General features: G+C 73.5%; 8 protein-coding genes. 5 read left to right on the forward strand and 3 right to left on the reverse strand.

Going from position 1 to position 13365, the window contains the following annotated elements; genetic code table 11:
* Positions 1 to 118 precede the first annotated feature (118 nt).
* From ABD691_RS17485 to ABD691_RS17505, 5 genes are all read left to right on the forward strand, one after another.
* Positions 119 to 1411: an ABC transporter substrate-binding protein gene (locus ABD691_RS17485; RefSeq protein WP_425565111.1), complete on the forward strand. Its 1293-nt coding sequence runs from the start codon at positions 119 to 121 to the stop codon at positions 1409 to 1411.
* Complete coding sequence (locus ABD691_RS17490; protein ID WP_344680937.1) at positions 1411 to 2358, forward strand: ABC transporter permease; 948 nt, start codon at positions 1411 to 1413, stop codon at positions 2356 to 2358. Before ABD691_RS17485 ends, ABD691_RS17490 begins: the two co-directional genes overlap by 1 nt.
* A complete protein-coding gene (locus tag ABD691_RS17495) occupies positions 2355 to 3137 on the forward strand; it encodes an ABC transporter permease subunit (RefSeq protein ID WP_344680939.1) in 783 nt (260 codons plus the stop codon). Before ABD691_RS17490 ends, ABD691_RS17495 begins: the two co-directional genes overlap by 4 nt.
* On the forward strand, positions 3134 to 4672 hold the full coding sequence (locus ABD691_RS17500; RefSeq protein ID WP_344680941.1) for an ABC transporter ATP-binding protein: 1539 nt from the start codon (positions 3134 to 3136) through the stop codon (positions 4670 to 4672). The genes ABD691_RS17495 and ABD691_RS17500 overlap by 4 nt, the downstream gene beginning before the upstream one ends.
* A 259-nt stretch (positions 4673 to 4931) precedes the next feature.
* Positions 4932 to 10406 carry an ATP-binding protein gene (locus ABD691_RS17505; RefSeq protein ID WP_344680943.1) on the forward strand — a complete coding sequence of 1825 codons (5475 nt, stop codon included), beginning with the start codon at positions 4932 to 4934 and terminating at the stop codon, positions 10404 to 10406.
* 86 nt (positions 10407 to 10492) lie between these two features.
* Here the strand turns inward: ABD691_RS17505 and ABD691_RS17510 are convergent, their stop codons facing one another.
* From ABD691_RS17510 to ABD691_RS17520, 3 genes are all read right to left on the reverse strand, one after another.
* On the reverse strand, positions 10493 to 11707 hold the full coding sequence (locus ABD691_RS17510; protein WP_344680944.1) for a styrene monooxygenase/indole monooxygenase family protein: 1215 nt from the start codon (positions 11705 to 11707) through the stop codon (positions 10493 to 10495).
* Positions 11708 to 11813: 106 nt separating this feature from the next.
* Entirely contained in the window at positions 11814 to 12770 is a 957-nt protein-coding gene (locus ABD691_RS17515; protein ID WP_344680946.1) for a nucleoside hydrolase, read from the reverse strand.
* An 82-nt stretch (positions 12771 to 12852) separates the two neighbouring features.
* A complete protein-coding gene (locus tag ABD691_RS17520; RefSeq protein WP_344680948.1) occupies positions 12853 to 13299 on the reverse strand; it encodes a hypothetical protein in 447 nt (148 codons plus the stop codon).
* Positions 13300 to 13365 lie beyond the last annotated feature (66 nt).

Here is a 13365-nt window from a genome sequence, read left to right on the forward strand (position 1 = left end):
GGTGGCGTTCCCGACCGCGGGAGCCAAGGAAACGCTCGACCCGCACACGAGCTCGCTGTTCGTCGACCAGGCGCGGGCCAAGGCGCTGTTCGACACGCTGGTCGGCTACGCCGACGACATGAGCGTGGTGCCCCGGCTTGCCGAGTCGTGGGAACCCGACGCCACCGGCACCCGGTGGCTGGTCCGGCTGCGCCAGGCGCGGTTCCACGACAACCGGCCGGTCACCGCCGACGACGTGCTCTACAGCTACCGGCGCATCGCCGACCCCGCCACGGCTTCGCCCGCCCGGCGGCAGTTCGCCGCCGTCGACTTCGCCGCCAGCCGCGCGCGGTCGGCCACCGAGCTGGAGCTCGTGCTGCGGGCGCCGGACTTCGAGTTCCCCTCGGCGTGGGGCGCGCCCGCGACCGAGATCATCCCCGCCGGGACAGGGGATTTCGCGGCGCCGGTCGGCTCCGGGCCGTTCCGGTTCTCCTCGTTCCAGCCCGGCCGCCCCGCCGTGTTCGCCCGGTTCGACGGGCACTGGTCCGGCGCCGCGACACCCGCCGAGCTGGAGTTCGTGCCGATCAACGACGAGAGCGCCCGCGTGGCCGCGCTGATGTCGGGCCAGGTGCACTACATCCACGACGTCAGCGCGAACTCGGCGAGCCTCCTGCGAGGCGACAACCGCGCCCGGCTGCTCGCCGCGCCGCACGGCACCATGCAGGCCGTCGCGCTCAAGGTCGACCGCCCGCCGTTCGACGACCCGCGCGTCGTGCGGGCCGTTCTGTCCGGAGTGGACAGGCAAGCGCTGCTCGACATCGCGCTCAGCGGCCACGGCAGGCTCGGCAACGACCTGTTCGGCAAGGGGCTCAAGTACTACCCGGAGGACTTCCCGCAGCGGCAGCGGGATCCCGGACTCGCGCGGTCGCTGCTGCGGGAGGCGGGTGCCGACGGGATGGAGTTCGAGCTGCTGACCAGCGCGGCCGACCCCTACTTCGAGCCGGCCGCGACGCTGATCTCCCAGCAGCTCGGCGACATCGGCCTGCGGGTCAGCCCGCGCGTGGGCCCGTCCGAGACGTACTTCTCCGACATCAAGAACAACGGGGTCGCCGCCCACACGAGAACCGCCACCCTGCCGGTGCCGACGTTCCTGGCCCAGCGCATGCGCGGTGACGCGGGCAGCAACAACTACACCGGGTACCGCTCGGCGGAGTTCGACGCGCTGGCCACCCGGGCCGCGAGCACCGCCGACGAGGCGGAGCGGACGCGGCTGCTCGCCGACGCCCAGCGCCTGGCCCGCGACAGCAGCGGCCTGCTGGTGTGGGGGTTCAGCGACTGGAACGTCGCGGTGGCCGACGGGGTGACCGGGGTCCGGCCCGCACCGCCGAACTCGCTGGACTGGGCGCGGTTCGACCGGGTCTCCCCCGGCTGATGGCGCGGTTCGCGCTGCGGCGGCTGGTGGTCGCCGCCTGCCAGCTCGCGGCGGTCGCGGTCACCGTCTTCGCCCTGACGTCGGTCCTGCCGGGCGACACCGCCGTGGTCGTCCTCGGCGAGCACGCGACCGACGAGCAGGTGGCGGCGCTGCGCGAGCGGCTGCGGCTGGACGTTCCGCCGTGGCAGCGGTTCGCGGAGTGGCTGGCCGGGTTGCCGCGCGGCGACCTGGGGACGTCGCTGCTGACCGGCACCGCCGTCTCCGACGAGATCTCCCGCGGGTTCGCCACCACCGCGTTGCTCGCCCTCCTGGCGCTCGCGGTGGTGATCCCGCTGGCGCTGGCGATCGGGGTCGGCACGGGGCTGCGCCGGGGTTCCGCGCTGGATCGCGGGCTCAACGGTGTGGTCGTGATGCTCGACTCGATCCCGGAGTTCGCGCTCGCCCTCGTGCTCGTCGCCCTGTTCTCGCTGCACCTCGGCTGGCTGCCCGCGACCGCGGCGGGCGCGTCGGGGTGGTCTCTCGCCGCCGAGCCCGCGGTCCTCGTGCTGCCCGTGGGTGTCCTGGTGTGCAAGCAGTTGTGCGCGCTGGCGCGGCAGGTGCGCGTCGGCGTGGCCGAGGCCGACAGCGCGGAATACGCGATGCACGTCAGGCTCCACGGCCTGCCCGAACGCGCGGTCGTGCTCCGGCACGTGCTGCCCAACGGGCTCGCGCCGGCGGTGCAGCAGCTTGCCCGGGCGGTCGACGGGCTGCTCGGCGGAGTCGTGGTGGTCGAAGCCGTGTTCGCCCTGCCGGGGATGGGTTCCGGGTTCGTCGGTGCGGTCATGGCGCGCGATCTGCCCGCAGTGCAGGGATACGCCCTGGTCTTCGCGATCACCACGATCGTGCTGAACCTGCTCGCGGACCTCGCCTCCCGAAGGCTCGTCCCACAACGCGAGGTGGTCGCGTGAGGCGCTTGTCCCTGCTCGCCGGGTCCGTCCTGCTCGGCGTTCCCGCGCTCACCGCGCTGTTCGGTCCGCTGCTCGCGGGCCCACTGCGCTCGCAGGCCCGGCCGTTGCTGTCGCCGAGCCCCGGTTTCCCGCTGGGGACCGACGTCCTGGGCCGCGACGTCCTCGCGCTCGCGCTCAGCGGCGGCGCTTCGCTCGTCGCGCTCGCGGGCCTGTCGCTCGCACTGGCCTACCTGGTCGGCGTACCGCTGGCGCTGCTGGCCACCGGGCGCGGCGGCGGATTCCTGCTGCGCTTCCTGGACTTCGTGCTCGCCCTTCCCGGGCTGCTCGTGCTGCTGGTGCTGGCCGCGTCCGGCTGGCGCGGCGCGGTGCCGCTGACCGCCGCCATCGCCGTGCTCCAGCTGCCCGCGGTGGTGCGGATCGTGCGCACCGCCGCGCTGGCACCCGGCTGCCGCGCGGCGGTGGAGGCGATGACGATGCAGGGCGAGACCTGGTGGCGGATCCGCGTCGGCTACCTCGGGCGGGCCGTGCTGGGCCCGGTCCTGGTCGACGCGGGAACCCGGCTCGGCCTCGTGCTCTACCTGCTGGCGTCGGCGAACTTCCTCGGCCTCGGGCAGGCGCCGTCGGCCAGCGACTGGGCCGTGCTGGTCGAGCGCAACAAGCAGGCCCTCTTCCTGCAACCGTTCGCGGTCCTGGTGCCCGCGCTCCTGCTGGTGTCGCTGTGCGTGGGGACCAACCTGCTGGTGGACCAGGCGCTCGCGCGCCGGAACGGGAACCCATGAGCACACCGGTCCTGCGCGCCCGGGATCTCGGCGCCCGCGCCGGTGCGGACCGGCTGCTGTCCGGTGTGGACCTCGACGTCCTTCCTGGCCGGGTGACCGCCGTGATCGGCGCGTCGGGCAGCGGCAAGACCACGCTGGGACTGGCGCTGCAGGGCGAGAACCGCCCCGGCATCGCGCTGACCGGAGCGGTCCGCCTGCACGACACCGATCTGCTCGGACTTCCCACCGCCCGGCGCCGGGCCGCTCGCGCGACCGCGATCGGGTACCTCCCGCAGCACCCCGCCGCGGTGCTCAACCCGGTCCGCCGGGTCGGGGGTGTCCTGGACGAGCTGGCCTCGGTCCGGCATCCGGCCCGTGCGCAGCGCGCGGAGGCGGTCGCCGAGGCTCTGGAGTCCGCCCGGGTGGATTCCGGTGCCCTGCGCCGGTATCCGCACCAGCTCTCCGGCGGCCAGCAGCAACGGGCCGCCCTGGCACAGGCGCTGGTCGGCAGGCCCGCCGTGCTCGTCCTCGACGAACCGGCGACCGGGCTGGACACCATCACCAAGTCCGAGATCGCGGGAACTCTGGCCGGGTTGTCCGCGCTCGGCACCGGAATCGTGCTGCTCACCCACGACCTCGGGCTCGCCCGCCGGCTCGCCCACGACGTCGCCGTTCTCCGGGATGGCCGGGTCTGCGAAATCGGCCCGGCGGACCAGGTCCTGACCTCCCCGGACCACCCGTACACCCGGAGCCTGCTGGCGGCAGCGCCCGGACCGCCCGCCATCGCGCGCATTTCCGGCGCCGAATCCGGGCTGCACGCGGAGCGCATCGGGAAAACAGCCAGGAACGGCAAGAAGTTGCTGGAAACCGTCGACCTGCGCGTGCCGCCGGGCCGGCGCGTCGCGATCGTCGGCCGCTCCGGAGCGGGCAAGACCACGCTGGCCCGCTGCCTCGCCGGGCTGACCCGCCCCGACACCGGGCGGATCCGGCTCGACGGCGTCCCGCTCTCCCCCGGCATCCGCGGCCGCGACCGCCGCGAGCGCACCCGGATCCAGTACGTCCACCAGGACTCCCGCGCCTCGTTCGACGAATTCCGTTCCGTCGCCGCCCAGCTCGCCAGAACTGCTCGGCTCGCTCGCGGGCTCGGCCGCGAGCAGGCCCGTGCCGAAGCGGAACGCGCGCTCGAACAGCTCGGCCTCACCGCGTCGCAGATCGCCCGGCGGCCGAATGCCTTGTCCGGCGGGCAACTGCAACGCGCCGCGCTCGCCCTCGCCCTGCTCGCCGATCCCGCGGTGCTGATCTGCGACGAGATCACCTCGGGCCAGGACCCGGCCACCCGGGCCGCGCTGCTCGGCCGGCTTGCCGGCACCGCGGCCGGGCTGGTGCTGATCAGCCACGACCTGTCCGCGGTCGCCGGGATCGCCGACGAGGTCCACGTGCTCGACGAAGGCCGCCGCGTCGAGCACGCGCCCACCCGCGTCCTGCTCTCCCGGCCGCGCACCGCACCCGCCCGCGCGCTGATCGGCAACGCGGACCTGGATGACTCCGACGGGTGATCTTGGCGGGGCCGTGGAACTCGCGGTCCGGCTCCGGCGTTAAGCTGCCGGGTCGCCATGGCGGGACACCGCGAGCGGATCACGTCACCGTGCGGAGTCGTATGCTCACCCATCGCTTGGTGTTGGTGGTTCCACACGACTTTCGGTGGGCAGCGTGAGCCGATCTCGACATATCGATACCGGTCGGTAACCGAGATCGTGGTCCCAGCACGGGGCGACGGCCCAAGAACAAGGTCAGTGACGCAGGAGGCTCGGTCAGGTGTTCAGTCGTGTTGCAATCGTCAACCGCGGAGAGGCCGCGATGCGGCTGATCCATGCCGTGCGGGAGCTCTCGGCTGAGACCGGGCACCGGATCGAGACGGTGGCCCTCCACACCGACGTGGACCGGTCGGCCACCTTCGTGCGCGAGGCCGACCTCGCCTACGACCTCGGCCCGGCAGCCGCCCGCCCCTACCTCGACCTCGGCGTGCTGGAGCGCGCGCTGGTCGAGACCGGCGCGGACGCCGCCTGGGTCGGCTGGGGCTTCGTCGCCGAGGACCCGGCGTTCGCCGAGCTCTGCGAGAAGCTCGGCGTGGTCTTCGTCGGCCCCAGCGCCGAGGCGATGCGCCAGCTCGGGGACAAGATCGGCGCGAAGCTGATCGCCGAGGACGCCGGGGTGCCGGTGGCGCCCTGGAGCCGCGGCGCGGTCACCGACCTGGACATGGCGGTCCGGGTGGCGGGCGAGGTCGGGTACCCGCTGATGCTCAAGGCGACCGCGGGCGGCGGCGGGCGCGGCATCCGCGTGATCAACGACGAGCAGGAGCTGGTCGACGCCTACGAGCGCACGAGCATGGAGGCCGAGCGCGCCTTCGGCAACGGCGCGGTCTTCCTCGAACGGCTCGTCACCGGCGCCCGGCACGTCGAGGTGCAGGTGATCGCCGACGGGCAGGGCACCGCGTGGGCGCTGGGGGTCCGGGACTGCTCGGTGCAGCGGCGCAACCAGAAGATCATCGAGGAGTCCTCGTCGGCGGTGCTGACCGCCGAGCAGAGCGCGGAGCTCAAGGCCGCCGCCGAGCGGCTCGCCAAGGCCGTGGACTACCGGGGCGCGGGCACCGTCGAGTTCCTCTACCACCCCGGCGAACGGCTGTTCGCCTTCCTGGAGGTCAACACCCGCCTGCAGGTCGAGCACCCGATCACCGAGGCCACCACCGGCATCGACCTGGTCAAGGCCCAGCTGCACGTCGCGGCGGGCGGCAGGCTGGAGGGCGAGCCGCCCGCCGAGTCCGGGCACGCGGTCGAGGCCCGGCTCAACGCCGAGGACCCGGACCGCGACTTCGCCCCCGCCCCCGGCCGGATCGCCCGGCTGTCCTTCCCGGTCGGCCCCGGCATCCGGGTCGACACCGGGGTCAGCGAGGGCGACACCATCCCCGCCGACTTCGACTCGATGATCGCCAAGATCATCGCCTACGGCGCCGACCGCGAGGAGGCGCTGGGCAGGCTGCGCCGGGCGATGGCGCAGACCACGGTCGTGGTCTCCGGCGGCGCGACGAACAAGAGCTTCGTGCTGGACCTGCTGAACCGGCAGGAGGTCGTCGACGCCACCGCCGACACCGGCTGGATCGACCGGGAGCGCGCCGCGGGCGGGCTCCGCTCGCACCGGCACTCCGCGATCGCGCTGGCCGCCGCCGCGGTCGACGCCTACGAGGACTCCGAGCTCGTGGCCCGCCAGCAGTTCCTGGCCAGCGCGCACGGCGGCCGTCCCCGGATGCGGCACGAGACCGGCAGGCCGCTGGAGCTCAAGCTGCGCGAGGACAACTACCGGGTGCTGGTGGCGCGCGTGGGCCACCAGCGCTACCGGGTCGGCATCGACAACGGCGGCGAGCTGCTCTCCGCCGACGTCGAGATCGAGCGGTTCGACCGCCACACCGGGCAGATCACCGTCAACGGGCAGCGGTTCCGGCTGGTGACCGACACCCACGGCCCGGTCCACCTGGTCGAGATCGACGGCGTCACGCACCGGGTCAGCCGGGACGAGGGCGGCGTGGTCCGCTCGCCGGCGCCCGCGCTGGTGGTGGCCACCCCGGTCGAGGTCGGCGCCGAGGTCGAGGCGGGCGCACCGGTGCTGGTGCTGGAGAGCATGAAGATGGAGACCGTGCTGCGCGCGCCGTTCCGCGCGCGGCTGCGGGAGTGCCTGGTGACCACCGGCAGCCAGGTCGAGACCGGCGCCCCGCTGCTGCGGCTGGAGCCGCTGGCCGACGACGACGCGGCCGACCAGGACACCGGCGGCAGCGGGGTCGAGCTGACCCTGCCCGCCGAGCCGGAGCTCGACGCGCGAGAGCGGGCCGCCCGCGGTCTCGCGGACCTGCGGAACCTGGTGCTCGGGTTCGACGTCGACCCCGGCGGCGAGCGCCCGGTGCTCGACGGCTACCTGAAGGCCCGGACCGCGCTGGCCGAGGCGGGCGCGCGCCCGCTGGACGGCGAGATCGAGCTGCTGAAGGTCTTCGCCGACCTCTCCGAGCTCAGCCGCAACCGGGCCGCCGCCGACGAGGCGAAGCCGGACGTGCGGGTGCACAGCCCCCGCGAGTTCTTCCACACCTACCTGCAGAGCCTCGACGTGGACCGCGCCGGGCTGTCCGAGACGTTCAAGCAGCGCCTCGCGCGGGTGCTCGGCCACTACGGCGTGCACGAGCTGGACCGCACCCCCGAGCTGGAGGAGGCGGTCTTCCGCATCTTCCTCGCCCAGCAGCGCGCCGCGTCCGACGTGGACGCGATCACCACGCTGCTGCGCCAGTGGCTGTCCGAGACGCCGCCCGCCGGGGCGACCCGGACCGCCGCCGGGCTCGCGCTGGAACACCTCGTCGCGGCCACCCAGCTGCGCTTCCCCGCGATCGCCGACCTCGCCCGCACCGTCGTGTTCCGCTGGTTCGCCCAGCCGATGCTGCGGCGCGGCCGCGCGGAGGTCTACGCGGGCGTGCGCAACCACCTGCGCCACCTCGACTCGCACCCGGACGCCGCCGACCGGGCGGAGCGGATCTCGGCGATGGTGGCCACCTCCGAACCGCTGGTCCGGCTGCTCGGGCAGCGGATCGGCCGGGACGGCACCGACCCGCTGCCGCTGCTGGAGGTGCTCACCCGCCGCTACTACGGCACCCGCGCGCTGGAGACCGTGGACACCCGGAAGCTGGCCGGATGCCCGGCCGTGCTCGCCGAGTACCGGGGCGAGCTGCCGGACGTGGTGGCCGTGGCGGCCGACTTCACCGCGCTGTCCGACGTGGTGGGCGCGATCGGCGAGCTGGCACCGGACGGCGACCTGGTCGCCGACATCTACGTGGTGTGGGGCGACCAGCCCGACGACACCGACGCGATGGCCGCCCGGCTCGGCGAGGTGCTGGCGGCCCGGCCGCTGCCGAGCCGCATCCGCCGGATCACCACCACGGTCGCGGGCCGCAGCGGCGCGGTCATGCACCACCACTTCACGTTCGAGCCGTCCGAGGACGGGGTCGCCGAACAGCGGCTCATCCGCGGCCTGCACCCGCTGATCGCCGACCGCCTCCAGCTGGAGCGGCTGCGCGGCTTCGACCTCACCCGGCTGCCCTCGCCCGACGAGGAGGTCTACCTCTTCCGCTGCGCCGCCAAGGAGAACCCGGCCGACGAGCGCCTGGTGGCCATGGCGCAGGTGCGGGACGTGACCCCGCTCCGCGACGACGAGGGCAGGCTGGTCGCGCTGCCCGCGGCGGAAGGCGTGCTGACCGCCTGCCTGGACGCGATCCGGCAGGCGCGCTCGCGCCAGCCCGCCAAGCAGCGGTCCAGCACCAACCGGATCGTGGTCTACGTCTGGCCGTCGATCGAGCTGCCGGTCGACGAGCTCAACACCGTCGCCCAGCGGGTGCTGCCCACCACCGCGGCGGCGGGCCTGGAGGAGGTGCTGTTCCTCGGCCGCAGGCGCGACCCGGAGACCGGTGAGTCCGGGGAGGTCTCGGTGCGGATCGGCTACGGCGTCGGTTCCGGCGCCGGGTTCTCCGTCGGTGAGCCGCCGACCGAGCCGATCGAGCCGCTGGACAGCTACCGGCAGAAGGTGCTGCGCGCCGCCAAGCGCGGCACGGTCTACCCCTACGAGCTGACCGGGATGCTCACGGGCCCGGACGGCAGCTTCGTCGAGCACGACCTGGACGCCACCGGCGCGCTGGTGCCGGTCGACCGGCCCGCGGGCGGCAACTCCGCCGCGATCGTCGCCGGTGTGGTCTCGACGCCGACCGAGCTGCACCCCGAGGGCGTCACCCGGGTCGTGCTGCTGGGCGATCCGACCAAGGCGCTGGGCGCGCTCTCCGAACCGGAGTGCACGCGGGTCATCGCCGCCCTGGACCTGGCCGAGCGGATGGGCGTGCCGCTGGAGTGGTTCGCGCTGTCGGCCGGGGCCCGGATCTCGATGGAGTCGGGCACCGAGAACATGGACTGGGTGGCCGCCGCGCTCAAGCGGATCGTGCACTTCACCCAGGACGGCGGCGAGATCAACGTCGTGGTGGCCGGGATCAACGTCGGCGCCCAGCCGTACTGGAACGCCGAGGCCACGATGCTCATGCACACCAAGGGAATCCTGGTGATGACGCCGGAGTCGGCGATGGTGCTGACCGGCAAGCAGTCGCTGGACTTCTCCGGTGGCGTGTCGGCCGAGGACAACCTCGGCATCGGCGGCTACGACCGGGTGATGGGCCCGAACGGCCAGGCGCAGTACTGGGCCCCGGACCTCGCCGGTGCGCGGGACGTGCTGATGGCGCACTACGACCACACCTACGTCGCCGCGGGCGAGACCGCGCCGCGCCGGGCCGGCTCCACCGACCCGCACGACCGGGACATCTCGGACTACCCGCACGAGCTGGCAGGCAGCGACTTCACCACGGTGGGCCAGATCTTCTCCGCGGAGGCCAACCCCGACCGCAAGAAGTCGTTCGACATCCGCACGGTGATGCGGGCGGTGGCCGACCAGGACCACCCGGTCCTGGAGCGCTGGGCGGGCATGGCCGACGCCGACACCGCGGCCGTGCAGGACGTGCACCTCGGCGGCCGGCCGGTGTGCCTGCTGGGCATCGAGTCCCGCCCGGTGGCGCGGCAGGGCTTCCCGCCCACGGACGGCCCGGACACCTACACCGCCGGAACGCTGTTCCCCCGCTCGTCGAAGAAGGCCGCGCGGGCGATCAACGCGGCCAGCGGCAACCGGCCGCTGGTGGTGCTGGCGAACCTGTCCGGGTTCGACGGTTCCCCGGAGTCGATGCGCAAGCTGCAGCTGGAGTACGGCGCCGAGATCGGCCGGGCCATCGTGAACTTCTCCGGCCCGATCGTGTTCTGCGTGATCTCCCGGTACCACGGCGGCGCGTTCGTGGTGTTCTCCAAGGCCCTCAACCCGAACATGACGGTGCTGGCCGTGGAGGGCTCGTTCGCCTCGGTCATCGGCGGTGCGCCCGCCGCGGCGGTGGTCTTCGCCGGTGACGTCAACGACCGCACGGCCAAGGACCCGCGGGTGCTGGAGGCCGAGGAGGCCGTCACCGCTGCCGCCGACGCGGACCGGGCGACGGTGAGCCTGCGGCTGGCCGAGGTGCGGGCGGCGGTGCGCGCCGAGAAGCTCGGCGAGGTCGCCGCCGAGTTCGACCGGGTGCACAGCGTCCAGCGCGCCGTGGACGTCGGGTCGGTCGACGCGATCGTCAGCGCCGCCGAGCTGCGGCCCGCGATCATCGAGGCGATCGAGAAGGGCCTGAGCTGACCGCGGTGGTGTCCCCGGCCCGCGCCGGGGACACCACTCAGGTGCCTGCCTTCAAGCCGCGGCTCAGCCCACCGCACGGAACGAGCTCAACGACCACCCAGGTAGCCGGCTGCCGCGTCGGCGTCCATGAACCACAGGTGGAAGTCGCGCGGGTCGTCGAACCCGTTGACGAACCGCCGCGCGATCCGCTTGTTCCCGCCCGCGGCGCCGATCAGTTCGAGCATGTGCGGTGACGGGTCGAGCAGCGCGTTCGTCCAGTCGGTGACGAACCGCGCGTAGTCCCAGTAGACCTCGAACGCCTCGCGCATGAACTCCGCGTCGAACGGCCGGTCGCCGTGCTCGACGATGCTCCGCAGGTACGAGGCCGCGCACTTGCCCGCGTTGTTGGAACCCTGCCCGGTGATCGGGTCGTTGAGCACCACGACGTCGGCCATGCCGAGCACCGGCGCCCCGGACGGCAGGACGCCCACCGGGTGGCGGACGGTCGGTGCGAGCCGGCCGGCGAGGATCCCGTTGTCGTCGGTCAGGGAAACGTCCCCGGCCCGGGCGGCCTCCCAGGGCACGAACGTGTCGAGCACCCACTTCGACCTGGCCAGGTGTTCGGCCGGGCCCCGCACGTCGTCCCAGCAGTCCATGGGACCACCGGGCACGCCCTCGAAGACCATGATGTCGCAGGGCCCGTTCGTGGTCAGGCCCGGGAACACGAAGTACTCGCCGACTCCGGGGATCACGTTGAACGACACCGCCGGGAAGTCCGGCAGCTCCCGCAGTCCCCGGACGTAGGTCAGCGCCAGAGCCCGTTGCGGTGCGTCGTGCGCGGATCTGCTGTCATCGCGCGGGAAGAGCTTCGCGATCTCCGCCTTGCCCGCCGCCACGACGACGAGGTCCGCGTCCGCGGCGTAGTCCTCCAGATCGTCCACCTCGGCTTCGGCGTGCTCGACCCGGCCGCCCCGCCGCTCGAACTCCGCCATCCACGCCGACATCTTGAGCCGCTGGTCCACGGCCTGCGCGGGGAGGTCGAACCGCGCAGCCCAGTCGACCGCCGTACCACCGCCGCCGTCGGCGACGCGGACCGCGATCCCCTCGACCGCCGGGCACTCCCGGTCCCAGAAGCCGAGGCCCAGCGACCGCTCGCGGGCGAGCGCGGAGCCGAACATGCACTGCCCCGACATGACCCGCCCGTCGCGGATCCGCTCCGCCGAGCGGCTGGACACGACGGTCACCTGGTAGCCCGCGTCGAGCAGCCCCACACCGAGCTGGAGTCCGGCCTGACCGGCTCCGACGATCACGATCCTGCGCATCGGCGCACCTCCGCGTCCCGGGTCGGCGACAACCTACCGGCCGGACAGCGCCCGCGGACTGCCCCATCCGGGCGGAGTTCGCCCACCGTCCTCTGTGGCCGGACGCTCACCCGCTGACCGCGCCGAACGTGCCGAGCAGGAGCTCGGTGAGCAGCCGGGCGTCCGCGCCGAAGGCGACGTGGGCGTTGGGGTCCAGCGAGCTGCCGGGACGGGTGTCGATGACCGTGCGGCCGATCGTGAGCGGGCTGGCGGTGTCGACCTCGACCGGCAGGTGCCGAGTGGTGAGCAGGTCGGGGCGCACCAGGTAGGCCGTGCACACCACGTCGTGGACCGGCGCCGCGTTCCCGCCCTCGACCGCGGTCCGGTAGGCGGCGATGCGCCGCGAGACGAACCGGGACGCCGCCACGCCCGCCGGCGTCCCCAGCGCGTCGAGCGCGGCGCAGTCCTCCTCGGTGACCAGCGCCTGGTGGGTCGCGTCGAGCGGAACCAGGGTGAGGCGGCCGAACCCGGCCGACAGGACCAGGGCCGCCGCTTCCGGATCCGCCCAGATGTTGAACTCGGCGGAGGCGGTCACGTTCGCGACGGCGTGTCCCCCGCCCATCGCGACCACCTCGTCCACCGCCTCGGTCAGCGACGGGTCGACGGCGAGCGCGGTGGCGATGTTGCTCATCGGCCCGACCGGCACCAGCGTGAGCTGCTCGGTGGTCGAGCGCAGGGTCTCCACCAGGAACTCCACCGCTCCGGTGTCCTGCGCCTTGCTGCTCGGCTCCGGGATCGGCAGCGCGCTGCCGTGCGGATCGTCGTCGGAGTCGCGCCCGAAGTGCCTGGACGCGGGGAAGCCCCGGCGCGCGATCGGCCGGGCGAGCCCCGGGAAGACCGGGATGTCGGACCTGCCGATCCAGTCCAGCACGCGCAGCGTGTTGTCGGTGGTGCGGGCCAGCGGCACGTTGCCGTTGACCGTGGTGACGCCGATCAGGTCGAGTTCCGGGTGCAGTGCGGCGAACATGATCGCCACCGCGTCGTCGGTGCCGGTGTCGACGTCGAGGATGATCTTTCGTGCCACGGGATCTCCGTTCTGCGCCAGTGCGGACACCCACATCGTAGACAGCGCGGGCGATCAGACGGACCGGCCACAGTGGACGGATTCAACGCACCCGGGCGCGCCAGAGGAAGACCACCGCGACGACCCCGGCCGCGCACGGCAGCAGACCGGCGAGCGCGACCGGCAGCGGCAGCACCCTGGTCCCGTACTCCTCCACCGTCAGGTTCAGCGCGGCCAGGCCCGCGGCACCCAGCAGCACCACGATCGCGACCGGTCGCACCCAGCGCCGCCCGGCGCGAGCCGCCCAGCTCAGCCCGAGCCAGCACACGACACCGACGGCGTACAGGGCGAGCAGGTAGATCACCATGAACGACCCGCTGCCCGCCGCGACCTCGGCGCCAACGTAGGGCGCCTCCAGCTCGAACACGTGCTTGCTGACCGCGTCACCGCCGAGCGCGGTCACCACCGCGGCGACGACGGTGAGGGCCAACCCGGCGTACATGGCGACTACGGCGTTGCGCATGGCGGCGGACGTCTCCGGCTTGGTCATGACTTCCTCCTGGGCATTGCCCCTGGTGGGCGTTGCTAGCCTCGCAGTGCGAACTTAGAACTTGGA

Origin of the sequence: Saccharopolyspora taberi (genome assembly GCF_039534165.1) — a bacterium.
GTDB classification, from domain to species: domain Bacteria; phylum Actinomycetota; class Actinomycetes; order Mycobacteriales; family Pseudonocardiaceae; genus Saccharopolyspora_D; species Saccharopolyspora_D taberi.